This window comes from Thioalkalivibrio sp. AKL12, assembly GCF_000377925.1.
GTDB classification, from domain to species: Bacteria; Pseudomonadota; Gammaproteobacteria; order Ectothiorhodospirales; family Ectothiorhodospiraceae; genus Thioalkalivibrio; species Thioalkalivibrio versutus.
The window spans coordinates 97235-122262 of sequence record NZ_KB898895.1 but is presented as its reverse complement, the minus strand read 5'-3'; the positions used below and the strand labels follow the sequence as shown (position 1 = coordinate 122262).

20 protein-coding genes are annotated in these 25028 nt (G+C 67.6%); 13 read left to right on the top strand and 7 right to left on the bottom strand.

Going from position 1 to position 25028, the window contains the following annotated elements; translation table 11 throughout:
• Positions 1–109: 109 nt before the first annotated feature.
• The 7 genes from D579_RS0107225 to D579_RS0107195 form a co-directional block, all read right to left on the bottom strand.
• The gene (locus tag D579_RS0107225) at positions 110–2368 is read right to left on the bottom strand and encodes an RND family transporter (protein WP_018951574.1); all 2259 of its coding nucleotides are present in this window, start codon (positions 2366–2368) and stop codon (positions 110–112) included.
• Positions 2368–4263: a LysM peptidoglycan-binding domain-containing protein gene (locus D579_RS0107220; RefSeq protein ID WP_026289467.1), complete on the bottom strand. Its 1896-nt coding sequence runs from the start codon at positions 4261–4263 to the stop codon at positions 2368–2370. The genes D579_RS0107225 and D579_RS0107220 overlap by 1 nt, the downstream gene beginning before the upstream one ends.
• A gap of 37 nt (positions 4264–4300) precedes the next feature.
• Entirely contained in the window at positions 4301–5119 is an 819-nt protein-coding gene (locus D579_RS0107215) for an outer membrane lipoprotein-sorting protein (protein ID WP_017941938.1), read from the bottom strand.
• Positions 5120–5123: 4 nt separating this feature from the next.
• The gene (locus tag D579_RS0107210; protein WP_018951572.1) at positions 5124–6026 is read right to left on the bottom strand and encodes a ThiF family adenylyltransferase; all 903 of its coding nucleotides are present in this window, start codon (positions 6024–6026) and stop codon (positions 5124–5126) included.
• On the bottom strand, positions 6023–6898 hold the full coding sequence (locus D579_RS0107205; protein WP_018951571.1) for a PEP-CTERM/exosortase system-associated acyltransferase: 876 nt from the start codon (positions 6896–6898) through the stop codon (positions 6023–6025). The genes D579_RS0107210 and D579_RS0107205 overlap by 4 nt, the downstream gene beginning before the upstream one ends.
• Before the next feature lie 2 nt (positions 6899–6900).
• The gene (locus D579_RS0107200) at positions 6901–7617 is read right to left on the bottom strand and encodes an acyl-homoserine-lactone synthase (protein WP_026289466.1); all 717 of its coding nucleotides are present in this window, start codon (positions 7615–7617) and stop codon (positions 6901–6903) included.
• 128 nt (positions 7618–7745) lie between these two features.
• Positions 7746–8318, bottom strand: a complete 573-nt coding sequence (locus tag D579_RS0107195; protein ID WP_018951569.1) for a PilZ domain-containing protein — start codon at positions 8316–8318, stop codon at positions 7746–7748.
• Between the two features lie 363 nt (positions 8319–8681).
• On the opposite strand from D579_RS0107195, the gene D579_RS0107190 reads away from it, so the two are divergent.
• The 13 genes from D579_RS0107190 (at position 8682) to D579_RS0107130 (ending at position 25022) form a co-directional block, all read left to right on the top strand.
• Entirely contained in the window at positions 8682–10226 is a 1545-nt protein-coding gene (locus D579_RS0107190) for an XrtA system polysaccharide chain length determinant (RefSeq protein ID WP_018951568.1), read from the top strand.
• Positions 10227–10341: 115 nt separating this feature from the next.
• Positions 10342–11238, top strand: coding sequence for an XrtA-associated tyrosine autokinase (locus D579_RS0107185; protein ID WP_018951567.1), 897 nt, complete (start codon positions 10342–10344; stop codon positions 11236–11238).
• A 16-nt stretch (positions 11239–11254) separates the two neighbouring features.
• Positions 11255–12727, top strand: coding sequence for a TIGR03016 family PEP-CTERM system-associated outer membrane protein (locus D579_RS0107180; RefSeq protein WP_018951566.1), 1473 nt, complete (start codon positions 11255–11257; stop codon positions 12725–12727).
• A gap of 3 nt (positions 12728–12730) precedes the next feature.
• A complete protein-coding gene (locus D579_RS0107175; protein ID WP_017941946.1) occupies positions 12731–13819 on the top strand; it encodes an XrtA/PEP-CTERM system-associated ATPase in 1089 nt (362 codons plus the stop codon).
• 15 nt (positions 13820–13834) lie between these two features.
• A complete protein-coding gene (locus tag D579_RS0107170; RefSeq protein WP_018951565.1) occupies positions 13835–14740 on the top strand; it encodes an XrtA system polysaccharide deacetylase in 906 nt (301 codons plus the stop codon).
• Positions 14724–15791, top strand: coding sequence for a FemAB family XrtA/PEP-CTERM system-associated protein (locus D579_RS0107165; RefSeq protein WP_017941948.1), 1068 nt, complete (start codon positions 14724–14726; stop codon positions 15789–15791). Before D579_RS0107170 ends, D579_RS0107165 begins: the two co-directional genes overlap by 17 nt.
• A 229-nt stretch (positions 15792–16020) precedes the next feature.
• Positions 16021–16413 (top strand): GxxExxY protein, encoded by a 393-nt coding sequence (locus tag D579_RS0107160; RefSeq protein ID WP_017941949.1) that lies wholly within the window; start codon positions 16021–16023, stop codon positions 16411–16413.
• Positions 16414–16479: 66 nt separating this feature from the next.
• Positions 16480–17730: a TIGR03087 family PEP-CTERM/XrtA system glycosyltransferase gene (locus D579_RS0107155; RefSeq protein WP_026289465.1), complete on the top strand. Its 1251-nt coding sequence runs from the start codon at positions 16480–16482 to the stop codon at positions 17728–17730.
• Positions 17720–19270, top strand: coding sequence for an exosortase A (gene xrtA, locus D579_RS0107150; protein ID WP_018951562.1), 1551 nt, complete (start codon positions 17720–17722; stop codon positions 19268–19270). Before D579_RS0107155 ends, xrtA begins: the two co-directional genes overlap by 11 nt.
• A complete protein-coding gene (locus tag D579_RS0107145) occupies positions 19267–20442 on the top strand; it encodes a TIGR03088 family PEP-CTERM/XrtA system glycosyltransferase (protein ID WP_081621700.1) in 1176 nt (391 codons plus the stop codon). Before xrtA ends, D579_RS0107145 begins: the two co-directional genes overlap by 4 nt.
• 204 nt (positions 20443–20646) lie before the next feature.
• A complete protein-coding gene (locus tag D579_RS0107140; protein ID WP_018951560.1) occupies positions 20647–22542 on the top strand; it encodes an XrtA/PEP-CTERM system amidotransferase in 1896 nt (631 codons plus the stop codon).
• A gap of 13 nt (positions 22543–22555) precedes the next feature.
• Complete coding sequence (locus D579_RS0107135) at positions 22556–23773, top strand: TIGR04063 family PEP-CTERM/XrtA system glycosyltransferase (RefSeq protein ID WP_018951559.1); 1218 nt, start codon at positions 22556–22558, stop codon at positions 23771–23773.
• Complete coding sequence (locus D579_RS0107130; RefSeq protein WP_018951558.1) at positions 23763–25022, top strand: glycosyltransferase; 1260 nt, start codon at positions 23763–23765, stop codon at positions 25020–25022. The genes D579_RS0107135 and D579_RS0107130 overlap by 11 nt, the downstream gene beginning before the upstream one ends.
• Positions 25023–25028 lie beyond the last annotated feature (6 nt).

The following is a 25028-nucleotide window of genomic DNA, read 5'->3' as shown; positions in this document are numbered from 1 at the left end:
CCGTGGAGGCCAATGACGGTGGGCTGGTTTGCTTTGTGAAGGGGTGTGCACCGTGACGATCGCGACCGCGCAGCCAGTGTGGGCCACCGGGGATCAACGGTGGTTGGGGTCAGGCCGTGCGCGAGCGGGTTAGCCGATGCCCGGCGACCAGCAGGGCCGGGAGGACCAGCAGGTCGAACAGCAGCGCCGCGATCAGCCCGAAGGCCGTCAGCCAGCCAAAGGCGGCTGTGGGCTGGAAGTCGGACAGGGCCAGCAGCAGGAACTGACCCACCAGCACGATCGTGGTGGCGGTGATCGCGCGACCGCTGCGGCGGAAGCTCCGGGCGAGGGCCCAGGCGACCGGGCTGCCACGCCCGCGGCGCTGGCGATAGTTGTGCAGGATGTGGATGGTGTCGTCCACGGCGATCCCGATGGCGACACTGGCAATCATGGCCGTGGCCATGTCCAGCCAGATCCCCAGCAGGCCCATCAGGGCGAAGATCATCGCCACCGGTGCCAGGTTGGGGATCATGCTGAGGAGGGTCAGGGGGATCGAGCGCCACATCAGCAGCATCAGCAGCGTGATCATCGCGGCCACGGCATACAGGCTGTGGAGTTGTCCCTCGATCAGCAGGCGCTCCTGGTCCGCGAACAGTCGGGCCATGCCGGCCATGTCCCAATCGAGGTCGGCCGGCGGATTGGCGTCCAGATGGGCGCGCAGGTCGTCCATCAGCACGTTGATGGCGCGGGCCCCGTGGGCGTTCAGATTGAGCAGGATGCGGCTGCGTTCAAAGTCCCGGTCGACGGCATCGAACAGATCGCGGCCGTCGTAGATGAACAGGTACTGGGCGACCAGGTTGGGGTCGTCCGGGATCCGCCGGTATGCCGGGTCTTCCTCGTTGAAGGCCCAGTGCATCTCCGCGACCAGATCCGGCAGGGACAGGCTGTAGTCGACTTCGGGGCGCTGGTCCAGCCAGTGCTGCACCCGCTGGATGGCCTGCAGGCGTTCCGGGTCCTGGAGGCTGTCCCACTCCGGGCCGTCGAACACCACCTCCAGTGCCATCACCCCGGAGAGTTCGTTCTCCACCGCACGGGTCGCCTGGGTGATCGAGTGATTGTCGTCGAAGAAGGCGTAGAGATCGGTTTCGACCTCGACATGCCGGATCTGCGGGATGGCCAGCGCCAGCAGGATGGCCGTGGCCAGCAGGACCCAGCCGGCCCGGCGGATCGCCAGGTGTGCCGCCAGCGCCGTCACGCGGTCCAGCAGGCGCAGCCCGCGCCGGGGCGCGAGCCAGTTGCCACGGTCCCAGCGCACCATGATCGCCGGCAGGATCAGCAGCACGACCGCTGCCGCGACGAGGACGCCAAAGGCCCCGATCAGGCCGAAGGTCTCGATCGGCCGGATGCTGCTGACCTGCAGCGAGGCGAGCCCCGCCGCCGTGGTCAGCGCCATGAACCACGTGGGCCGGGCCACGGCGGAAAGCGCCGCTTCCACTCGCGCGCGCCCCCGGTGGCCACGTTGCGCGGCGTGCAGCATGGCGTTGAAGAAGTGCATCAGCATCGCCACGGTGAGCGCGGTCAGTAGTGGCGGCAGGATGGCGGAGATCAGCGTGAACGGCCGGTCGAGCAGGATCAGCAGGGCGATCGCGGGCCCGGTGACCGCGCTGATGGTGGCGGCCGACAGCACGACCACCAGCGGGCGCCGGAACAGCCACCACAGCAGCAGGAGGCTGATAGTCATGGTGCCCGGAACCAGGAAGGCGAGGTCCTTGACCATCGCCCGGAGCTGGGCGACATCCAGGGCAATATGGCCGGCGATGGCGGCCAGCTCGCCTTCCAGTTCGTGTTCCCGGATCCGGTCGCGCAGCAGGCGTTCCAGCTGCAGGCGTTGCAGGCTGTTGTCCAGCGCGTGCGGCCGCACCACCACGGCCAGGGCCTCGCCCCCGGGACCGGCCACCAGGCCGGGCGCGAAGCGATCGCGCAGCACCCGCTCGCGCCATTGTTCCGGGGTGCGCTCGTCCAGCGCGCGACCGTCCACCAGGCGGTCCACGGTAAAGCCGTCCGTCGTCGCCCGGATGTGGTCCAGGGTGGTGACCGACAGCACCCGTTCGACGCTTGGGTCGGACTCCATGTCCTGTACCAGTGCGTCGATGCGTTGCAGGAAGTCGGTTTCGAACAGGTGACTTCCGGTAAACAGGCCGACCAGCACCTGGTCCTGGGGGAAGCGCTCGCGCAGTTCGCGATCGAAGGTGACGGCCGGGGCGTCCTCGGGGAAGTACGACTCGGGTGCGTTGTCCAGATTGACCTGTAGCAGGACCGGGCCGGGCAGCAGGATCAGCAGGGCCAGGATGCCCAGGGCCAGGAGGGGGTGCCCCAGGAACCAGCGCATCAGAACTGCCCCCGCCAGCCGGTCACGAGCATGCGGTTATCGCGGTAGAAGCCCCCGGCCGTGCCCTCGGCCCCGTCCAGCCAGTGCAGGCCGATATAGAACTCCATGGGTTCGCGGGCAATCCAGGTCAACTCCGGGTTCAGATAGATGTCGCGCCGGTTCAGGCCGAACGAATAGCGCAGGCGAGCCCGCCAGTTGTAGGCGGCAAACGGGCTTTCCAGTTCTCCGGTGAGGAAGTAGCTTTCGCGTGCGTCCAGCATGTCGCCGGCATCGATCAGGTGCTGGCCGGCCAGCTGGGTCGTCATGCGGAAGTCCCCGTCCCCGGGGAAGCCCTCGGCGCCGATCACCCAGTCGACGCCTTCCACCGTTGTCTGGCGCAGGTCGTCCGCGCGGGTGACCGGTACATCGCTCAGCCAGGCGGCCTCGGCGCGCCAGGTCCAGGCCCCCGCCGCAAAGGCGGTGTCACCGCCGACGACCCAGGTGCGTGGGTGCACGGCCTCCAGCGTCGGGTTGTCGGCCGGCTGGCCGGTCAGGATGGCCTGTCGGGTGTTGGTATCGAAGCGGTAGTAGGGCTGCGAGTGCCGGGCACGCTGAACGGTGACGGCGAAGTCGGCACCCCGCCCGGAACGCCCCAGCCGTACCCCGGCGCCGCCGTTGCCGGAGACGTCGTCGTTGAGCGCGGCCTGTTCGATCACCGGCGCCAGCGCCGGGTCCTGCGGCAGTCCCAGCAGGCGTCCGCGGTTGCGGTCCACAGGGTGCCAGAGGCTGTCACGGTCGGGGAGCTCCGCCGGGCGAAAGATGGGCAGGAACACCAGGTCGGCGTGCCAGGGCCCTTCGAAGAATTCCGCGCGAATGGCTGGGTTCGCGCGGCGGCGATCGGCGTAGGGGTCCAGCCCGAAGCGGGTCAGGTCCTTGGTGCTGAGGCGGTCGGTGGGCGGGATTTCGTCCACCCGTCCCCACAGGATGCGCTGGGTGCCGATGGTGACCCGGGTGCGGTCGCCGCGGTAGCGCAGGAAGTTCTCGTCGTAGTCGGCGCGTGCGCGGGTGGTGCTCGGGTAGTCGCCGCCCTGCTGGGCCTGGATGTCCGCGCGCGCGCCCAGGCGCAGCTCCCAGGCCTCGTTCAGGTCGCGGCGGGCACTGACCACGCCGCGGCCGTGCTGCACATGGTCCACGGGGCGCCCGGATGTGCCCAGCATGCCCAGTTCGATGCGGGCGTCCTCTACCCGCAGGTCCCAGGCGGCGGCGCCGGTCTGGGTGTCCGCGTCCGCATCCTCGGCCGACTCCTCGCCAAACACGAACGTGCGTTGCGCTTCGTCTTCGGCATCGTTCCTGGCGCCGTCGCGCTCCGGCGCCGGGGTGTCGGGCGCGGCGTCGCCCGCGGGAGCGGGGGATGCCTCCGCGACGGCCACGGGCTCAGCGGTGGGCCCAGGCCCAGCCGTGGGCATGTCCGGGACCTGCAGCACCGCGCCGGCGCGCAGGGTATGCACGTCGCCGTCGAAGGCGTGCGGATTGTGCTCGAACAGGCGCTGGACCATCTCCCGGGTGGGGATGCTCGGGTCCGGGCGCAGGCGCTCGGCCACGCTCCACAGGGTGTCGCTGGCGCGCACTGTGTAGTGGTTGCCGGCGTTCGGGATGGGCGAGGGTTCGGTGCGCGCAAGCTGCTCCGGCGCGGGCGGCAGGAGCGTGGCCCCGGCCTTCAGGCCCTCGGGTCCGCCGTCAAAGGCATCCGGGTTGCGGGCATACAGTGCCTGCGCCATGGCCTGGATGCGGACGGACGGGTCGGGGCGCAGGTCGCGGGCGATGCTCCAGAGGGTGTCGCCCGGCTGCACCGTGTAGGGGGCCGGCGACGCGGTGGCCAGCGGCAGCGGCGCCAGCACCAGCAGCCCGGCGAGCACCGCTACGCGGTAGCCCCCGGGCAGAAGGCCGCCGGCGTCATGGACGATGGGGGCGCGCAAGGCTCGGGTCCGACAGGCCGCGGAGGGTGAACAGTTCGTCCGGGAGACCGCTGTTGTAGGTCACGTCCTCGACCTCGAGGATGGTGGTGCGGCCGCTGGCGAGATGGGTCATGGAGCTGCGGGTGACCGTCCAGTAGCCCTGAATGTCCTCGATCCGTTGCACCTCCAGGCGTTTCGCTGGCTCGTCGCCCCCCTCGTAGAGGTCGATCCGCAACGGCAACCGGGTCTCCTCGTGGATCCAGCTGACGCGCTTGCTGTAGACGGAGTTGCCGCTGTCCACCGGGATGCTCTCGAGGACGGTGACGGGGGTCCCTTCGTAGGTGTCCTCACCCAGGATGCGATGGTGGTCCTTGTGCGGCTCGCGGTCTTCCAGGTCCTCGAAGTAGAGCTCGGACTGCACAAAGCTGCCGCCGCGGTTTTCGCTGCTGATGCGGCGTTCGCGCTGGATGGCGGGGAGATAGAGCCACTGGTCGACATCCCCGCCGGGGTGGTTGTGGATCAGGATGGCCGTGTCGGCGATGTTGCGTGGCGACGTGAAGCGGATGAGGTTGCGGCTGGCGCCGGGCTCCTCGCCTTCCAGGCGGTACTCGTAGCTTTCGCGCACCCGCTCGCGGCGTCCGCCGCCGGTGAGCGTCATGATGCCCCGGGTGACGGCATCGTCGCCTTCCGGGCGCTCGTGTACGGCGCGCGCCAGGTCGCGTGCGGTGGATTCCTCGGCCAGGGCCGCGGGGGGCAGCGTGCCGCCCGACAGCAGCAGGGCGACGGTACCGACGAACATGGCGATCCGGCTGATCATGGCGTCATTGTACTCCGGGGTTCGCGGCCCGCTGCCGGGCGCGCTGGGCATGCAGCCGTTTGCGGGCGATGCGGATCAGGAGGCGATGGAGCGGATTGCGGTTGCCCCCGGGGCGCCACGTTCGCGCGAGGCGCTGGCGGTAGGCGTCGAAGTGCACACCCCGCGGGGCCCAGGTGAGCGAGCCACGGCCCAGTAGAAGCTTGAGCACCTCGGTCCCCATGACCCCGGCGCACAGGTCGCAGGCCATGGGGGTGGAGGGGCCGCGCCGCGCGGCCAGGTCGACGGCCGTCGGGTCGGCCAGGTAGCCCATCTGCAACATGGCGGGCGCGAGGCCGATCATGAAGCGCAGGGCCAGTTCTTCGTCGTCGAGGTCGTCGTGCAGGTCGAAGTAGGCATCGAAGCTCATCCCGCCGGGGCGGAAATTCAGGAGCGCCGCCCCCATTCCGAGCGGCGCGACCGTGACGGCGGGTATGCCGCGCTCCGCGCAGGCCGCGAATACCTGGCGGCGAATGTCGAAGGCGAAGAAATCGAGGCCATCGACATACACATCCACGCCCGCGAGAAAGGTGTCCAGGTTGTCCGGCTGGACACCCTGCGGGAAGGCGTCGATCTCGAGCTCCGGATTGATGTCGCGCGCCATCTCCTCCAGCACCTCGACCTTGGGGCGGTCCAGGCGCGAGAGTGCCGCGCCAACCTGGCGGTTCATGTTGTGCAGTTCGAAGATATCCGGATCGGCAATGCGGAAGCGGCCGATCCCGAGGCGGACGAGCGTGAGCAGGTGCGCCCCGCCGACGCCGCCAAGGCCGGCGATTGCGACCCGCGCCCCGCGCAGCTGCTGCAGCTCACCGGTCGTGACCCAGCCAACCGTGCGGGCGAAGGCGGTTTGGTAGTCGAAGCCCGAACTCAACGCATCAACCCGTGGTATCCATTTTCAGGTGCTGTTGGTGGCGGTATGCGGGTCCGGCCGGCCGGCAAGCCCGTGGCAGGCATCACGACGCCACGTGGCCAGGCCGTCTTCGCTGGCATGACGGCGGGTTGCGGAAGCGGTCCGCGCAACAGGGTCGACTCCACGTATCCGCACAGCTCGCTCAGGGCGCTCGACCGCCGGATGCTTTCGTGTGCCTCGCCGGAGTCGATGTAGAACGCGGCGCGCTTGCCATGATAGTGCACGACCTCGCCGACCTGGGTGAACTCCAGCCCGGTGTGTCGCAGGATCCGGGCAAGGGCCGGCTCCATCATCGCGAAGGCGTGTTGCTTGCGATAATGCACGCAAAGCAGGGTTGCGGCCACGAACAGGCTGACCGCCAGGATCGGGAATACGCGAATCTGGTCCGGCGAGAGCTTCAGGGCCTCGATGTCGCCGATCGGCGTGGCGGCCTCGCCATTCCGTCGCCGGAACATGCCGTGCACGGCCAGCCGGGAGACCTCGCAGATGCTGTCGCGGTCCAGGCGGTCGGGGCGCCAGTCACTGTCGAAGAAGCTGTCGACGCAGTGGCGTTCCATGGGCAACTGGCCGATCGGGTCATGGGTGTCGACATGCACCACCCGCACGCAGCCGGCGGCCATACCGCTGGGCTTGTGTTCCAGCAGACAATGCCAGGCCTGGGTGTCGTATTCGTCGACCTCCTTGTGGCCCGGGCAGTCTTCCTCGCGTTCGAAGCCGAACTCCTTGCAGTACACCTGATAACGAAGGTGCTGGATATCCTCCAGGTCCTGCCCCACGCGCTTGGAGAGCTCGAAGTACCGTTTGAATGCGCTGACCACCGAGTCGTTTTCCACGACTAGTTTCCTCCTGCTGCAAGCCCCGGAACGCCGGAGGGCGGGTCCCCGCGGTCGGGAAGTTCCGCCTGGTGCGGCGGATGTTCCGATCCGGGATCCTCCCATGCAGTGTAGTGGGGAACGTCCGGTGGTGCTGGAAGCTGCAATCGCTGCCGCCAGGCTTGCAGGGCCGTTCCCGCCGCGTCCGTGTATGCCACGCAAGGGATGCGCGTCCCGCGATGCCGGTGGGGTGAGCCGCACACCTCGACGGGCAGGCCGTGACGGCGCAGCAGCCGTGCGAGGGCCGGACGCACCAGAAAGAACATACGCGGGTATGCGTGGCGTTGCGCGTATTCCTGCGCGGCCTGGCAGAGGTAATAAAGGATCTCGGAGGAAGCCCCGCGTACGATCAATCGCGACACTTCCAGTGCCGCGGCATCGGCTTCGTCCGCCACCTCCGGGAAGAGTCGGCAGTTTGCGGCGGTGGGCAGAGGTCGCTTTCCCGGCAGGATCAGGCGCATGGTGCCCACCCAGCGCGTTTCCGGAGGGCGGCCCTCGTGGCCGACCAGGAAGTGTTCGGCGTGCTCGTCGAAGGCATCGCGCTCGACGCCGTCCGGGTGCTGTTCCGGCGGCTCAAAGCCGGTCTCGCGGCAGTACACCTCGTAGCGCAGCCGGAAGTGGATGCGTCGGGCGGCCTCGGAGCGGGCAAGATAGGTGCGCAAACGGCCGGGGCTATGCACGTGAAGGGGCCCGCCTGGAGCCGAATGCGATGTTCGATTGCGCAGGCGCAATGGCGCCGGAGGTCAAGGCCGGAACGGCCTCTGGATCATGCATGTTCCTGCTCCCATGTTGGGGCGGAGGGCATGCTTCAGGCCGCGGCGTTCGCGAACTGCAGCCCGACCCCCCTTGGACTGGAAAAGACAACGACGCCGTCGCGCACGCCGCTATCCGGGATCGCCACGCGAATGGCGGTGCCGGGGGGCAGCCGCGGCTGGTACCGCAGTGGCATGACCCGCGCGCCGAAGCGCGAGATGTCCACCAGCCGGCAGCGTGCCGGGTGCCCCTGAACCCACATCTCCGTGAGCATGTTGACCATCCTGCGCGGCCAGCGCCGCCGCTCATCGCGCGCCGGTGTGGCCTCGCCGGCCTCCTGCCTCTCGCCGAACTGCCATACCATGGCCGCCCCCCAGTGGCGCTCTTCCGCGGAACCGGCATAAACCTCGGCCTGTGCCGGGTCGGTGACCGGTGGCGAGCCCAGGCGGTCGATCAATGCGGCGACGAAGCTGGCGGAGACCTGTTCGTACTCCTCCGCGGTTTCCAGATCCTGATAAAGCTGGCCATGGACCTCGTCGAGGATGCGGAGGCGTTCTGCCCACGTCTCGTTCGCGATGGCCGGGAACCAGAAGTCCGCGAGCTCCAGTGCCAACTTTTCGTGACTCATCAGCGATCCTTGATGGTCGGTGCAGGGGCCGCTGCAGGCTTGAGACTCTACCCATTGACGCTGAAGCAAACCCTGTACCAGTTCACAGAAGTGACCCGGGATTCATTCATCTTCGCGCGATTGGCGGCTCCGTGATCCGCGCGTCAGTTAGCGGGATGTAAACAATCCCGACATCTGTGGACAGGCCTTCCCAAACCCACTTCAATGAACCTGGGATTTTTCCCAACCCGGGCGGCACCTGCGTGGCGCCGGGCCCGGGTGGTCCCGGCGCCACGCAGGTGCGTCCGGGGGACAGGTATTCGCTGCAGATCGGCCCGTCGGCGCTCCCGAGTGCCGGTGCGGTCGACGGGAAGCTGGGTCGTAATGGAAAAGATCGTTCAAGAGCTCTGGCAGCATGTCCGGGCCACCTGGCGCAAGCGCTGGTGGATCCTGCCCATTGCCTGGCTGGTCTGTCTGGGCGGCTGGGCCTATGCCCACAGTCTGCCGGATACCTATCAGGCGGATGCCCGGGTCTACGTGAACACCCAGTCGGTTCTGGATCCGTTGCTGCGCGGCATGACGGTGCGTCCCAACACCGAGCAGCGCCTGCGCATGATCACCCGCACCCTGCTCAGCCGGGATAACCTCGAGGAGATTGCCCGCGAGAGCGATCTCGACGTCCTGACGGGCAATTCCAGTCTGGATGCCCAGGTGGCATTGCTGCGTTCCCGCCTGACCCTGGAAGGTGGCGAGCGCGACAACATCTACAGCGTACGCTTCCGCCACAGCAACCCGGAGGTGGCCTACCGGGTGGTCCGCGAGACGGTCGACCTGTTCATGGCCCGTGGCATGGGCGATTCGCGCCTTGATCTCACCACCTCGCAGCAGTTCATCGAGCGTCAGCTCGAGAACTACGAGCAACAGCTGCAGGAGAAGGAAGCCGAGATCGAACAGTTCAAGCGCGACAACGCGCGCTTCCTCAGTGGTGACGGAAACTTCTATTCACGCCTGGAGCGGACCCGCGATCAGCTGCAACAGGCGCGCCTGCAGCAGCGCGAGGCCCAGAGCCGGCTGCAGACCCTGCAGCGGCGTGCGCGTGAAGGCCGGGCCAATGGCCTGGGGGGCTACGAGAACTCGGAGCTGGATCGGCGCATTAGTGACCTGCAGCAAAACATTGACGCGATGCGGTTGAGCTACACCGACGAGCATCCGGACGTGGTGTCATCCCGCCGTATCCTGGCCGAGCTGGAAGAACGCCGGGAACAGGAAGCGCGGGAGTTCGCGCGGAACCCGCAGGCCATCCAGCGTCCGGGCAGCAGTAACGAGGCCCTGCAAAACGCCATCAGCGAAACCGAAAGCGAGGTTGCTTCGCTGAACACGCGCATTGCCGAATTCGAGGACCGGGTGGCGCGGCTGGAGGGCGACGTGGATCGCGCCCCGGCAGTGGAATCCGAACTGACTTCTCTGACACGCAATTACGACGTCATGCGCAACTCGTTCCGCCAGCTACAGGACCGCCGCGAGCAGGCCGTCATGTCCGGCGCCGTCGAGAGCCAGACCGATGCGGTCGATTTCCGCGTGCTCGAGCCGCCGCGTCAGCCCACGGCGCCAGCCTCGCCGGATCGTCCGATGCTGGCGACGGCGGTACTCCTGGTCGGCCTCGGAGCGGGTACCGGCTTCGCCTTCCTGCTCTCGCAACTGCGGCGGACGATCAGCAGCAGCCAGCAACTGGCGGCGGTGACCGGCCGGCCGGTCCTGGGTAGTGTATCGCGCGTGCGCACGCCAATGACCCGGCATCGGCGCCTGTCCGAACTGGCGGTGTTCGCGGCTGCCCTGGGAACGCTGGTGCTGGTATATGCCGTGGTGATGGGGCTCTATGCGACCGGGTCCGAGTTCCTTCTGGACGAACTCATGGGATTGGTTCGATGACGGCGCCGATCGGGTTCGCCGGGCACTGGCCCGGTAATCAACGCGCGGGCGGACTATCTTTCAGGAAACGGGCCGGCTCGCCGAAGCCGGTTGCCGACAGGGGGCTGACAGCGCGATGAGCATTATCGAGAAGGCACTGGACAAGAACCGGGCGCGTCAGCCGATCGCTGAAGCAAGAGCGGAACAGGCGCCGGCCCCCGAAACCGCGAAACTCGACCCCGAACCTCAACGGGCACCGGTATCACAGGAAGTCAGCATCGATTTCGCCTGGTTGCGCAAGCAGGGGATCATCGTACCCGGGGACCAGCGTTCCAGCGTCGCGGAAGAGTTCCGCATGATGAAGCGCCCGCTGCTGAACAACGCCTTCGGGCGCCACGCGGCAATGCGCGTGCCCCGCGGTCGGCTGATCATGATCACCAGTGCCCTGCCAGGGGAAGGCAAGTCCTTCACCAGTGTGAACCTGGCCCTGAGCATGGCGATGGAGCTGGAGCGCACGGTGCTGCTGGTGGATGCCGACGTGGCGCGACCGGCGATCCCCCGCACGCTGGGTTTCAAGGCCGACCTAGGACTGATGGATGTACTCAGCGAGCCGGATATCCAGATCCCCGATGTCCTGTTGCGCACCAACGTGGAGAACCTGACCGTTCTGCCCGCGGGCCGTCCGCACGGGCGTTCGACCGAGATCCTGGCGAGCGACGTGATGCGGGATCTGGTCGATGACCTGCACGATCGCTACGAGGACCGGATCATCCTGTTCGACTCCCCGCCCCTGCTGGCGACCAGCGAGCCGGGCGTGCTGGCGACCCACATGGGTCAGGTGGTGATGGTGGTCGAGGCCGATCGCACGCCGGCCAGCACGGTGGAGCGGGCCATGCATCAACTCGATTCCTGCGGGGTCGTGCTCACCTCTCTCAACCGCGCGACGCCCGGTATCGGCATGGGGGGGCAGTACTACGGGGGCAGCTACTATGGCAGCGAGCGTGATCATGTCGCCGGCGCCCCGTCCCGCTAGGCCCCGGGGCCCGGCGGTGGCCCGTCGGTGGTGGATCGGCGCGGCCGCGGTCGTGCTGGCGGTGCCCGGTAGTGCGCAGGCCGTCGACTGGACGTTCACCCCGCGGGTCACGGTATCCGCGGAGGTGACCGACAACGCCCGCCTGGCCCCGCGGGGGCAGGAGGAGGCGGACCTGATCGGCACGGTGAGCCCCGGCTTCACGTTGCGCGGGGAGGGTGCGCGCAGCGACACCCGCATCGACTACCGCATGAATTCGCGCTTTTATGCCGACGATACACGCCAGGACCGCACGACCCACACCCTGCGCGGCCGCACGAACTGGGAGCTGGTGGACGACACCTTTTTCGTCGATGCCGGGGCCTCGCGTACCGAGCAGGCGGCCTCGATCCTCGGGCCGGTCGGGATCGGGGGCAGTACCCCGCGCGAGAACCTGCAGGAGACCACCACCTACAGCGTCTCGCCGATGCTGCGCACCCGCTACGGCAGTTTCGCCACGCAGGAGATCCGCTACACCTACGGCGAGAATCTCTACCACCGCAGCAACCGCCAGGACAGCGACTTCCACCGGGGTGAATACGTCCTCGACAGCGGGGCCGCCTTCAACCGTCCCTTCTGGCAGCTCGCCGGGTTTTACGAGAAGGAACGCTTCGAGGACGGACTGGAGGGCGAGTTCGGACAGGTCAGCGGGACCCTGGGCTACCGGTTCGGGCGGTCCCTGCGCCTGTTCGGCGTGGTCGGCGAAGAGTTCAACGACTATGCGACCACCCGCGAGGACGATGACGGCGGCTTCTGGCAGGTGGGGGCGGGCTGGGCCCCGACGAGGGTCACCAACATCGAGGCCCGCTACGGCGAACGCTACTTCGGCAAGAACCGGTCGTTGGCGGTCGACCACCGCAGCCGCCGCGCCACCTATCGCCTCAGCTACAACGAGGGCGTGAGTTCGACCCGGCAGCGGCGCGACGGGCCCTTTGCCCAGCTCGCGGAGGACATCCAGTTCATGTCCGTCGATGAACTCCTGGACAACTACTCCCCGGAGGAGATCTTCCTGTTTCTGCTGAACCCGGAGCTGGGCGACGAGGCATTCGTGGAAGGCTTCTACCTGACGCGCACCTGGCGTGCGGGCTGGAGCTACGACACCGGCCGCAGCGTGTTCGGCGTCAATCTGATCCAGACCGAACGCGAATCCGAGACCCAGACCAACATTGGCCTGTTCGAGGACAACCGGACCCAGCGCGGGGCCAACGCCTTCTGGCAATGGCAGGTCGGCCCGCGCACCACCTCCCTGCTGACCACCGGCATCAGCCGGACCGAGTTCGCCGACAGCGATCGCGAGGATGACCTCTGGTTCCTGCGGGCCAGCGTCACCCGTCAGTTGACCCCGGACACCAGCGCGAGCCTCGCCGTCCGCCACCAGCGCCGCGATTCGACCAGTGCGGCCAACGAGTACCGCGAGAACGCGGTCATCGGCACGCTGACCAAGGAGTTCTGAGTCATGTACGAGGAATTCTACGGGTTCACCGGCCGGCCCTTCGCGCTGAGCCCCGATCCGCGTTTCTTTTACGCGAGCAAGGGCCACAGCCGGGCGATGGCCTATCTCGAATACGGCGTGCAGCTGGAGGAGGGCTTCATCGTCATCACCGGCGAGGTCGGGGCGGGCAAGACGACCCTGGTGCGCAGCCTGTTCGAGACCCTGACCGACAAGCCCCTGGTGGCGGCCCAGCTGGTCAGTACCCAGCTGGATGCCGAGGACCTGCTGCGCTCGGTCTGCCTCGCCTTCGGTCTGGAGGATGCCCCGAATCACAAGGCCGGCCAGCTGCGGCGTCTCGAGACCTTCCTGCATGACACGCGTGCGCGGGGGCAGCGGGCGCTGCTGGTGGTCGACGAGGCGCAGAATCTGGGGCCCGACGCCGTGGAAGAACTGCGCATGCTGTCCAACTTCCAGGGCGAGGACGGGCCGCTGCTGCAGAGCTTCCTGCTCGGGCAGCCGGAGTTTCGGCGCCTGCTGCGCAGCGAGAACATGCAGCAACTCCGCCAGCGTGTGATCGCGACCTACCACCTGGGGCCGATGGACGAGGACGATACACGCGCCTACGTCGAGCACCGGCTCGCCCGGGTCGGGTGGAGCGGGCGGCCGCATTTCGACGACGATATCTGGCCGCGCATCCACGACTACACCAGTGGCATCCCGCGCAAGGTGAATACCTTCTGCGACCGCCTGTTGCTGATGGGGTACCTGGAAGAGTGCGCCGATCTGGATGCGGCGCGGGCGCAGCAGGTCATCGACGAGATCGAGGAAGACCTCGAAGGGGTCCTGCTGGACGAAGGTCCAGCCGCCGCGCAGTCTTCCGAACGCCGCTCGGAGCCAGAGGACGTCGCCCGCGCCGATGACCAGGCCATTGCGAGCCAGGTCTCCATGCTGCGCATCGAACAGGACATCGAGGCGCTGGAAGAACGCCTGCAACGGATCGAGCGCAATCTCCTGGTCAACTTTCGGGTGACCCAGGAGGTGCTGAAGATCGTGCGTGACGAGGGCTACGAGCCGGAGTCTCTGGCGCCGGTTCCCAGCGCCGCGCGCTCGTAGCCACGGGCCCCTGCCATGCAGTCGCAAAGCGCCCAGCGTCCCAACGCCCTGACCGTCGATGTCGAGGACTACTTCCAGGTCTCGGCGCTGGCCCCGTGCATCCCGCGCGATACCTGGGATGCGCGCGACTGCCGGATCGAGCGGAACCTCGAGCGCATCCTTGAACTGTTCGATCAGAACGGTGCTCAGGCAACCTTCTTTACCCTCGGCTGGATCGCCGAGCGCTATCCGCACGCGATACGCCGCATCGTCGACGCCGGCCACGAGCTGGCAAGCCATGGCTACGGCCACGAGCGGGTCACGGACCTGACGCCCGCCGCCTTCCGGTCCGATATCGAGCGCGCCCAGCACATCCTCGAGGACCTGTCCGGGGCCCCGGTTCGAGGTTATCGCGCGCCCAGCTTCTCCATCGGGGAGGGCAACCTCTGGGCGCTCGAGATTCTGCGCGAGGTCGGGCTGGAATACAGCTCGAGCATCTATCCCGTGCATCACGATCACTACGGTATGCCGGGGGCCCCGCGGCATCCGCATCGTCCGGTGTCCGCCGGGGTGCTGGAACTGCCGCCGGCGACCCTGCGCATGGGCGGGCGCAACCTGCCAGCCGCGGGCGGCGGGTATTTCCGGCTGCTGCCGTACGCCCTCTCACGCCGGGCACTCCGGCGAATCGGGGCAGTGGATGCGATGCCGGCGGTTTTCTACTTCCACCCCTGGGAGATCGATCCCGGGCAGCCGCGAGTCCCCGGGCTGGGGGCGCGCAGCCGGTTCCGGCATTACGTGAACCTGCACCGGATGGAGTCGCGCCTGGAGCGTTTGCTACAGGACTTTCGCTGGGGCCGAATGGATCGCGTATTCGCCGCGGAACTGGCGACACCCGAAGACCCGGTACGGGCAAATGGGGACGGCCATGTACGAACCGCCTGATCAGCGCGCCAGCGGCACCGGTGCCCTCCAGGTACGGACCCTGGCCGCAACCGATCATGCGCGCTGGGACCGGTTCGTGGAGAGCTGTCCCCAGGCAACCTTTTTCCATCGGGCCGGCTGGTCGACGGTGCTGCGCGAGGCGTTCGGGCACGAGACCTATTTCCTCTACGCCGAGGCGGATGGTGCCATCCAGGGCGTGTTGCCACTGGCGCGCATCCAGTCCCGACTGTTCGGGCACTCGCTTTCCTCGCTGCCGTTCTGTGTTTACGGCGGTGTTGCCGCGGTCACCGACGCCGCGGCCGCAGCGCTGGATGCCCGGGCGCAGGCCCTCGCGCGCAGTTTGAATGTCGACTACCTCGAATACCGGAACCTCGAACCCCGGCACCCGGACTGGCCGACCAAGAGCGAGCTCTACGTGACCTTCCGCCGCCTGCTGGATCCCGATGTCGAGGCGAACATGAACGCGATCCCGCGCAAGCAGCGCCGGATGGTGCGCAAGGGCATCAAGGCGGGGCTGGTCAGCGAGGTCGACGCGGATCTCGACCGCTTCTATCCGATCTACGCGGCCAATGTCCGGCGCATGGGGACCCCGGTCTTCGCGCAAAAATACTTCCGCCTGCTGCTGGAGGTGTTTGGCGAGGATTGCGACGTGCTGACGGTGACGCACGAGGGCGAAGCGGTCGCCAGCGTGGTCAGCTTCTGGTTCCGCAACGAGGTGCTGCCCTACTACGGCGCGGGAACCCCGCGGGCCCGCGAAGTCGCGGGCTACGACTTCCTTTACTGGGAGCTGATGCGCCGTGCCTGCGAGGCAGGCTACCGCGTGTTCGACTTCGGCCGGAGCAAGCGCGATACCGGTTCCTTCAGCTTCAAGAAGAACTGGGGTTTCGAGCCGCAGCCGCTGTACTACGAATACGACCTGGTCCGGGCCCGCGAGATGCCGGACGTCAATCCCCTCAATCCCAAGTACCAGTACTTCATCAAGGCCTGGCAGCGCCTGCCCCTGCCGGTCGCCAACTGGCTCGGCCCCAAAATCTCCCGCTCCCTCGGCTGAGCGAATGGAAGGTCAAGGTCAAGTACGTTTAACAGGAAGAAGGGAAGAAACGAAGATTTATGGTGTGGCGTTCGGGGAAAAGCTTGGGTTGGGGCAGCCTTTGGCGTTGGTCTTTACCCTAGGCGCCCCAGAACTCTTCTCACCTTCTAACCTTCCTGTGAACCGCTCTTTAGCCGAAGCTATGTGAGAGCTGTATCGAACCGAACAATGTTGAAGGGACGGGAGCGAAATGGAATTCGACCCGCTTTCGAAGGAAGTGATTGGCGCCGCGATCGAAGTTCATCGGGAGCTGGGCCCAGGACTGATGGAGTCCGTCTACGAGAAGTGCCTTGCCCATGAACTTCGTGAACGAAGGATCTGTTGCGCCACGCAGGTTTCGATGCCCGTTGCCTACAAGGGCGAAACCATTGATGCGGGGTACCGCATTGACGTTCTCGTCGAGGATTGCCTGATGATTGAACTGAAGAGCGTGGATGAGCTCAGTGGCCTGCACAAGGCGCAGCTTCTGACGTACATGAAACTTGCGCGAGTCGACACGGGACTCTTGATCAACTTCAACGCCCCCGTCCTCAAGGATGGTATCCGCCGTCTTGTGCGGCGGGGCGTTTCAGCTGGTTTTTGAAACTCATTCCATGAGCCTTCCCGTCTTCAAACCTTCCTGTGATCAACTGCAGTTGGCAGATGCCTGATGGATGATCTTTTGTATTTGGTGCATCGGATTCCGTGGCCGCCGAACAAGGGCGACAAGATTCGCTCGCACCACATCCTGCGCTATCTGGCGCGGCACTACCGCGTACACCTGGGTACCTTCATTGACGACCCGGCGGATGCCGTCTACCTGCCGGAGCTCAAGAAGCTGTGTACCAGCGTCTGCGCCCGACCGCTCCCGCGTCGGCGTGCGCAGTTGCGCGCGCTGACCGGCTTCTTCACCGGCGAGCCGCTGACCGTGCCGTGGTATCGCGACAGGGAGCTGGCGCGCTGGGTTCGTGCGACGCTGATCCGCCAGCCAGTGGCCCATGCGGTGGCCTTCTCTTCGGCGATGGCCCAGTACCTGCCGGAGGGCAGTGGGCGGACCCGAGTGGTCGATTTCGTGGACGTGGATTCGGACAAGTGGACCCAGTACGCCCCCACCCGGCGCTGGCCCATGAGCGCGGTGTATCGGCGGGAAGGGCGTCGGCTGCTGGCCTACGAGCGGCAAGTGGCGCAGGCCAGCAACGCGAGCCTGTTCGTCTCGCCGGCCGAGGCGGAGGCCTTTCGTGAGCGGGCACCGGAGGTCGCCGGCCGGGTGCACGCGCTGAACAACGGCGTGGATGCCGGCCGTTTCTCGCCCGACGCGGTTGCGGGTCTGGATCCCTATCCCGACGGGGTGCGCGCCATCGTCTTCTCCGGCGCGATGGATTACTGGCCCAATGTCGACGCGGTGGTCTGGTTCGCCGACCACGTCCTGCCCGCGTTGCGCGCCGAACACCCGGATGTGGAGTTCTGCATCGTCGGCAGCCGACCCGCCCCCGAGGTAGCGGCCCTGGCGGCCCGGCCCGGTGTGACGGTAACCGGGTTCGTGGACGACGTGCGCCCGTGGATCGCGCACGCGACGGTTGCGGTCGCGCCGTTGCGCATTGCCCGCGGGGTGCAGAACAAGGTGCTGGAGGCGATGGCCCTGGGGCGCCCGGTCGTGGCCAGCCCGCAGGCCCTGGAGGGGCTTACGGCGCGAATCGGGAGCGAGGTCATCCAGGCCGAGGCCGAGCCCCGCGCGTTCCTGGAAGCCGTATCCGGGTACCTGCGCGCGCCGGATCCGGCGCTCGGGCACGCGGCGCGGGCCCGGGTGCTGGCGGATTACGACTGGGCGCGCAACCTCTCGTACCTGGGCGAGATCCTTCGCCGTCGCCCGGGCCCTGCGCCTGGAGCCGAACCGACCGTGGAGGCCGCGCATGGCCGCTGACGCACTCGATATCCGGACGCGTGCAAGCGGTTCGTCCTGGTGGCTGGCCGGCCCGGTACTGGTGCTGGGACTGGCCGTTCTGGGGTGGATGTTCTACCCGACATTTGCCTCCATCGTGGATGTCTGGAACCGCTCGGATACCTTTGCCCATGGCTTCCTGATCGTCCCGATCGTCCTGTTCCTGCTGTTCCTGAAGCGTCAGGAGGTGCTGGCCCTGGAGCCGCAGCCATCGTGGTGGGCGCTGGTACCCCTGGCGGGCTTTTCCCTGGTCTGGGTGGCAGGAGAGCTGGTGGATGTCGTGTCAGTGCGCCAGTTCGCGGCCGTGCTGATGATCCCCGCTCTGTTCTGGCTGGTGCTGGGCAATGCGATTACCTGGCGCTTGCAGTTCCCCCTGGCGTATTTGCTGTTCGCGGTTCCGTTTGGCGAATTCCTGGTCCCGCCGATGATGGATCTCACCGCGGACTTCACGGTGACCGCCGTGCAGCTGACCGGGATCCCGGTCTATCGCGACGGGCTGTATTTCGATTTGCCCACCAGTCGCTGGTCGGTCATCGAGGCCTGCAGCGGTGTGCGCTATCTGATTGCGTCGGTCGCACTCGGGACGCTGTATGCCTATCTCATGTACCGCAGTACCTGGCGCAGGCTCGTGTTTGTGGGCGTTTCCATCGTGGTCCCGATCGTGGCCAACGGGCTGCGGGCCTACATGATCGTGATGATCGGGCATCTGAGCGACATGGAGTATGCGGCCGGGGTCGATCACCTGATCTATGGCTGGATCTTCTTCGGCGTGGTAATCGCGCTGATGTTCGGGATCGGGGCCTTCTGGCGCGAGGACATGGATGCGCCCGGCGCGCCGGTGCGCAGCGTGGCGCCGGGACGTGCCCCGCATGCCGGGCCGTTCGCCGTGGCGGCCGTGCTGGCGGTGGTGCTGGCCAGCGCGGCGCCGCTGTATGCGGAGTGGATGAACCAGCGGGATCTGGGTCCGGTGGCGGGGCTGGGTGTCGGGCCGCTGACGCCCCCCGGCTGGCGGGCGCTGGAGGAGCAGTCCAACGCGTGGGAGCCGGGCTACCGGGGCGCCCGGGACGGCCGCGGCGGTCTGGTCGTCGCGGAAGAAGGCGGGCCGCCGGTGGGCATGCACGTATTGTTTTACCGCAAGCAGCACCAGTACGGGACCATGGCGGGCTGGAGCAACACCCTGGCCGGGCGTCATCGCGCGGGGGTCTGGTCGCAATCGCATCGCGGGCGGACCGCGGTCGACGGCTATCCCGATCCGGACCGTTTCCTGCTCAATGGCCCGGGGCAGCAGCTTCTCGTCTGGCGCTGGTACTGGGCGGGTGGCCAGCTGACGACGCTGCCGCACACGGTCAAGGCTCGGGAGGCGCTGAACCGGCTGGTGGGCGGTCGGGACGACGCCGCGCTGGTGGTGTTCTACGCGCCCTATGACCTTGAGCCTGACGAGGTGGAGGCGGCCCTTCAGGCCTATGCAGCCGACGCCCTCCCGGGCATCCTCGAACGGCTTGCCACCGTCACGCGACAGTGACGGGACCCGTTGCCAAAGCGGTCCGGGAGGGGGATCCCCGGCCCTGCGTCGCGCACGTGATCCACCGCCTGGACATTGGCGGGATGGAGAACGGGCTGGTCAACCTGATCAATCACATGCCGGCCGATCGCTTCCGCCACGCCATCATTTGCATGACGGACTACACCGACTTCCGCCTGCGCCTCCAGCGGGAAGATGTCAGCCTGCACGCCCTGCACAAGCGCGAAGGCAAGGACCCGCGGGTTCATGTCCGACTGTGGCAGGTGCTGCGTGCCCTGCGACCGGACGTTGTCCATACCCGGAACTTCGGCACCCTGGAGGCGCAGGTGACGGCCGCGCTCGCCGGCGTGCGCGCGCGGGTGCATGGCGAGCATGGCTGGGATGTCGGGGACCTCGATGGCACGCGCGACCGCAACCGCCGCCTGCGCCGCCTGGTGCGGCCGCTGGTCGGTCACTACATTGCGCTGTCGCAGCATCAGAAGGGATACCTTCGGGACGCGATCGGCGTGTCCCCGTCGCGGCTGTCGCATATCTTCAACGGCGTGGATATCGACCGTTTCGCGCCTGCGTCTGGTGGGTTCGTTTCCCCGGCCCCGGACGGTTTCCGCAGCCCCGGCACATTCGTGATCGGTTCGGTCATGCGCATGCAGGCCGTCAAGGCGCCGCTGGATCTGGCGCGCGCCTTTGTCGCGTTGCGCGAGCGCATACCGGAGGTGTTCCCGCGCCTGCGCCTGGTGATGATCGGGGACGGTCCGCTACGCGCGGAGGTCCACGAGTTCCTCGAGCAGGCCGGGGTGGCCGAACAGGTGTGGATCCCCGGCGCCCGCGAGGATATCCCCGACTGTCTGCGGACACTGGACCTCTTCGTGCTGCCGTCGCTGGCCGAGGGCATCTGCAACACCATCCTCGAGGCAATGGCGACCGGCCTGCCGGTGGTCGCGACGGATGTCGGGGGCAACCCCGATCTGGTGCAGCCCGGCGAGACCGGGGCGCTGGTGCCGGCCGGGGACCCCGACGCGATGGCCCGCGCGCTGATGGCCTACCCCGGCGATGCCTCGCGCACCGCGCGCGAGGGGCAGGCCGCCCGTGCCCGGGCCGAGGCGGCCTTCAGCATGGAGGCGATGGTCACGGGCTACATGGCGGTATACGACCGGGTACTGGCCCGGCGTTAGTTGTGGCGCTAACGCCAGCGGCCCCACGGCGCGAATCGCGGGCGCTCGGTGGCGGGGTTGTCGTTTATTCTGGATTTTCCGTGATGGAGTGAGGGGTCCCGGCCCGAACCGGTGCCCGCCCGCCGGCGCCGCCCAGCGTCGACCGGGCCGTAGTTCGCCCGAATCCGATCGAAGCCCAGGCAAGGAAGCAATCAGGATCCCTACATGTGCGGCATCACCGGCATCTTCGATCTGCGCGACCGGCGACCGGTAAACCGGTCCCTGCTGGAGGCGATGAACGAGACCCAGTTTCACCGGGGTCCGGACGAGGGCGGCGTGCATCTGGAGCCGGGTGTGGGGCTGGCGCATCGGCGCCTGTCGATCATCGACCTGGCCAGCGGGCAGCAGCCGCTGTTCAACGAGGACGAGACCGTCGTCGTCACCTACAACGGCGAGATCTACAACTTCCCCGAGTTGACCGCCGAGCTGCAGCAGGCGGGGCACCAGTTCCGCTCCCACTGTGATACCGAGGTGATCGTGCACGCCTGGGAAGAGTGGGGCGAGGCCTGCGTGCAGCGCTTTCGCGGCATGTTTGCCTTCGCCGTCTGGGATCGCAATCGCGACACCCTGTTCCTGGCCCGTGACCGGCTGGGGATCAAGCCCCTGTACTACAGTGCGCTGGCAGACGGGCACCTGATCTTTGGCTCGGAGCTCAAGGCGTTGATGGCGCACCCAGGGATGCCGCGAGAGATGGATCCGCATGCGGTGGAGGACTATTTCGCCTTTGGCTACGTGCCGGAGCCGCGCAGCATCTTCCGCGGCGTGCACAAGCTGCCGCCGGGCCACACGCTGACCCTGCGCCGTGGCCAGGGCAACCTGACCGAGCCGCGCGAATACTGGGATGTGCCCTTCGCGGACAGCGGGGTGGCGGATGCCGACGCCGCCGCCGAGGAACTCACCGCCCGCCTGCGCGAGGCGGTGGACATCCGCATGGTGGCCGATGTCCCGCTGGGCGCATTCCTCTCCGGCGGGGTGGACTCCAGTGCGGTGGTCGCGATGATGGCGGGGCTGTCCGATGATCCGGTCCGGACCAGTTCCATCGGCTTCGCCGATTCGGCCTACGACGAATCCCGCTACGCGCGGATGGTCGCCGAGCGTTACCACACCGATCACCACACGCAGGAAGTCGATCCCGACGACTTCGCGCTACTGGATCGGCTGAGCGGGCTGTACGACGAACCGTTTGCCGACAGTTCCGCGCTGCCGACCTATCGCGTCTGCGAACAGGCGCGCCAGCAGGTGGTGGTGGCGCTTTCCGGGGACGGCGGCGACGAGAACCTCGCCGGGTACCGCCGCTACCGCCACCACCTGGCCGAGGAACGCCTGCGGTCGCCCCTGCCCCTCGGGCTGCGGCGACCGCTGTTCGGCACCCTTGCGAAACTCTATCCGAAGGCCGACTGGGCCCCGCGCCCGCTGCGCGCCAAGGCGACCTTCCAGGCGCTGGCACGGGACTCGGTGGAGGGCTATTTCCAGGGCGTATCCATCCTGCGCGACGACCTGCGCGCGCACCTGTTTTCGCCGGCATTCCGGCGTTCGCTCCAGGGCTACGGGGCGGTGGAAGTCCTGCGCCGGCACGCGGCGCGTGCTCCCACCGAGCACCCGCTGTCGCTGGTGCAGTATCTGGACATGAAGACCTACCTGCCGGGCGACATCCTGACCAAGGTCGACCGCGCGAGCATGGCGCATGCGCTGGAGGTGCGCGTCCCGATCCTCGACCACCAGCTGGTCGAGTGGATCTCGGGGCTGCCGCCGGAACTCAAGCTGCGCGGGCCCGAGGGCAAGTTCGTGTTCAAGAAGGCCATGGAGCCCTACCTGCCGGAGGAGATCCTCTATCGTCGCAAGAAGGGGTTTGCCGTGCCGGTGACTGAGTGGTTCCGTGGCCCATTGCGCGAACGCATGCAGGCGCAGGTGCTGGGGCCGCGCATCGCTGACTCCGGCGTCTTCGACATGGACTACCTCAAGACCCTGGTGGACCAGCACACCAGTGGCGCCCGCGACCACAGCCCGGCCCTGTGGTCGCTGTTGATGTTTGAGGGCTTCCTGGCCCGGTCGACGGTCTGATGCGGGGGTGACGATGAAGATCCTGCACGTGCTCGATCATTCCATACCGCTGCACAGCGGGTATACCTTTCGCACAGCCGCCATCCTGCGCGAGCAGCACCGGCTCGGCTGGGAGACGTTTCACCTGACCAGCCCCAAGCAGGGTGCGGTGGACGCGGACGAGGAGGATGTCGATGGCCTGCACTTCTACCGCACGCGCTACCGCCCCGGAAAGCTCCCCGGGCTTGGCGAGTGGGGGTTGATGCGCGCCCTGACCCGGCGCCTCGAGGCCGTGGCGCGGCAGGTGCAGCCGGATGTGCTTCATGCCCATTCCCCGGTCCTCAACGCGCTGCCGGCGCTGCGGGTTGGCCGGCGTCTCGGCATCCCCGTCGTCTATGAGGTCCGGGCCTTCTGGGAGGATGCCGCGGTCGATCACGGGACCAGCCGCGAACACGGCCTGCGCTACCGCATGACGCGCGGCTTCGAGACGCACGTGTTCCGCCGGGCGGATCACGTGACCACCATCTGTGAAGGCCTGCGCCAGGACATCGTCGCCCGGGGTATCCCGCAGGACCGGGTGACCGTGATCCCGAATGCCGTGGATGCCGAGGCCTTCCGTCTGGGCGGGGCCCCGGACGCGGAGTTGAAGGCGCAACTGGGGCTGGCCAATGCCCGGGTGCTGGGCTTTATCGGCTCGTTCTATGCCTACGAGGGGCTGGACCTGCTGCTGGAGGCGTATCCGCGCATCCGTGAGCAGGCGCCCGATGTACGCATCCTGCTGGTGGGCGGCGGCCCGCAGGCGGAACACCTGCAGGAGCAGGCCCGGCGCCTGGGCATCGCAGATCAGGTTGTCTTTGCGGGCCGGGTGCCGCATGACCAGGTACAGCGCTACTACGACCTGGTCGACCTGCTCGTGTACCCCCGGCACTCGATGCGGCTGACCGAACTGGTCACCCCGCTCAAGCCGCTGGAGGCGATGGCCCAGGGGCGACTGCTGGTGGCCTCGGACGTGGGCGGCCACCAGGAACTGATCCGGAACGGCGAGACCGGCTGGCTGTTTCCGGCCGACGATTCCGAGGCACTGGCGAACACCGTACTGGACACCCTGGCCCGCGAGCCCGAATGGGATGCGGTGCGAGCCGCGGGGCGCCGCTTTGTCGAGCAGGAACGCACCTGGGCGAGGAGTGTGGCCCGCTACCAGGCGATCTACGAACGTCTGCGGGGTGTCGTGGAGCCCGCCCATGCCCGGTGATTGGCGTCATCCGGGCCGACGTCCACGGCTCGTGGTCTTCACCCGTGTCTATCCGAACGCCGCGCAGCCGAACCTCGGCCTGTTCGTGCGCGAACGCATGCGGCGGGTGGCCGGACACCTGGATCTGGTCGTCGTGGCACCGGCCCCGTGGTTTCCGTTCCAGGGATTGCTCGGGCGTCTCAGGCCGCATTCGCGCCCCCCGCTGCCGCGCTACGAGGAGCAGGACGGCATTGCGGTCTACCACCCCCGGTTTTTTTGTTTCCCCGGCGTGCTCAAGTGGACCGACGGGCTCTTCCTGGCGCTGGGCAGTTTCCGGTTGATGCGGCGGTTGCGGCGTGACTTCGGATTCGACGTAATCGACGCGCACTTTGTGTATCCCGACGGCGTGGCCGCCCGCTGGCTGGCGCGCTGGCTGCGCTGCCCCTACACCATCACCCTGCGCGGCAGCCTGACCCGTTTCGCCGGCAGCGCCCTGCATCGGCGCCAGATCTCCCGGGCGATGAGCGCGGCCGCCCGAGTGTTCTCGGTGGCGGACTCGCTGCGCCAGGATGCCATTGCCTGGGGGCAGGCCCCGGGGCATGTCCAGGTGGTCGGCAACGGCGCGGACCTGGCGCGTTTCCACCCCGAGGACCGGGCTGTGGCCCGGCGGCGTCTGGGGCTGCCGCAGGAAGGCCGTTTCCTGGTGTCGGTGGGCGGACTGACGGAGCGCAAGGGTTTTCACCGGGTGATCGCGACCCTGCCCGAATTACTGCAAACGGAGCCCGACCTGCATCTGGTGATTGCCGGCGGTGCGACGCCCGAGGGCAACAACGAGGCGGAGTTGCGCGAGCAGGTGCGGGCGCTGGGTCTGGAGGAGAGGGTGTGGTTCCTGGGACAGGTGGCGCCCGATGATCTGCGCTTCGTCTATTCGTCGGGCGATGTGTTCGTCCTGGCCACCCGGTTCGAGGGCTGGGCCAATGTCTTCCTGGAGGCTTCCGCCTGCGGGCTGCCCATCGTGACGACCCGTGTCGGGGGGAATGCGGAGGTGGTGAACTCCGATCGGGTCGGCATCGTGGTCCCCTACGGCGACCATGACGCACTGCGCGATGCCCTCAAGGATGCGCTTGAACGCGACTGGGATCGCGAGGCCATCCTGGCGCATGCGCGGGCGAATGCCTGGGAGACACGGATCCCTGAGCTGGTCGCGGCCTTCGAACAGATCGCGGACGCGGATGCCGCGACGGCCCACGGGGCCGCCCGGTCCGACTGATCGGCG

Excerpts from the sequence above, each read along its gene's own strand:
- xrtA (WP_018951562.1), top strand. The coding sequence starts at position 17,720 with ATGGCCGCTGACGCACTCGATATCCGGACGCGTGCAAGCGGTTCGTCC.
- D579_RS0107160 (WP_017941949.1), top strand. The coding sequence starts at position 16,021 with ATGGAATTCGACCCGCTTTCGAAGGAAGTGATTGGCGCCGCGATCGAA.
- D579_RS0107225 (WP_018951574.1), bottom strand. The coding sequence starts at position 2,368 with ATGCGCTGGTTCCTGGGGCACCCCCTCCTGGCCCTGGGCATCCTGGCC.
- D579_RS0107185 (WP_018951567.1), top strand. The coding sequence starts at position 10,342 with ATGAGCATTATCGAGAAGGCACTGGACAAGAACCGGGCGCGTCAGCCG.
- D579_RS0107215 (WP_017941938.1), bottom strand. The coding sequence starts at position 5,119 with ATGATCAGCCGGATCGCCATGTTCGTCGGTACCGTCGCCCTGCTGCTG.
- D579_RS0107130 (WP_018951558.1), top strand. The coding sequence starts at position 23,763 with ATGCCCGGTGATTGGCGTCATCCGGGCCGACGTCCACGGCTCGTGGTC.
- D579_RS0107135 (WP_018951559.1), top strand. The coding sequence starts at position 22,556 with ATGAAGATCCTGCACGTGCTCGATCATTCCATACCGCTGCACAGCGGG.
- D579_RS0107165 (WP_017941948.1), top strand. The coding sequence starts at position 14,724 with ATGTACGAACCGCCTGATCAGCGCGCCAGCGGCACCGGTGCCCTCCAG.
- D579_RS0107140 (WP_018951560.1), top strand. The coding sequence starts at position 20,647 with ATGTGCGGCATCACCGGCATCTTCGATCTGCGCGACCGGCGACCGGTA.
- D579_RS0107195 (WP_018951569.1), bottom strand. The coding sequence starts at position 8,318 with ATGAGTCACGAAAAGTTGGCACTGGAGCTCGCGGACTTCTGGTTCCCG.
- D579_RS0107170 (WP_018951565.1), top strand. The coding sequence starts at position 13,835 with ATGCAGTCGCAAAGCGCCCAGCGTCCCAACGCCCTGACCGTCGATGTC.
- D579_RS0107190 (WP_018951568.1), top strand. The coding sequence starts at position 8,682 with ATGGAAAAGATCGTTCAAGAGCTCTGGCAGCATGTCCGGGCCACCTGG.
- D579_RS0107175 (WP_017941946.1), top strand. The coding sequence starts at position 12,731 with ATGTACGAGGAATTCTACGGGTTCACCGGCCGGCCCTTCGCGCTGAGC.
- D579_RS0107155 (WP_026289465.1), top strand. The coding sequence starts at position 16,480 with ATGGATGATCTTTTGTATTTGGTGCATCGGATTCCGTGGCCGCCGAAC.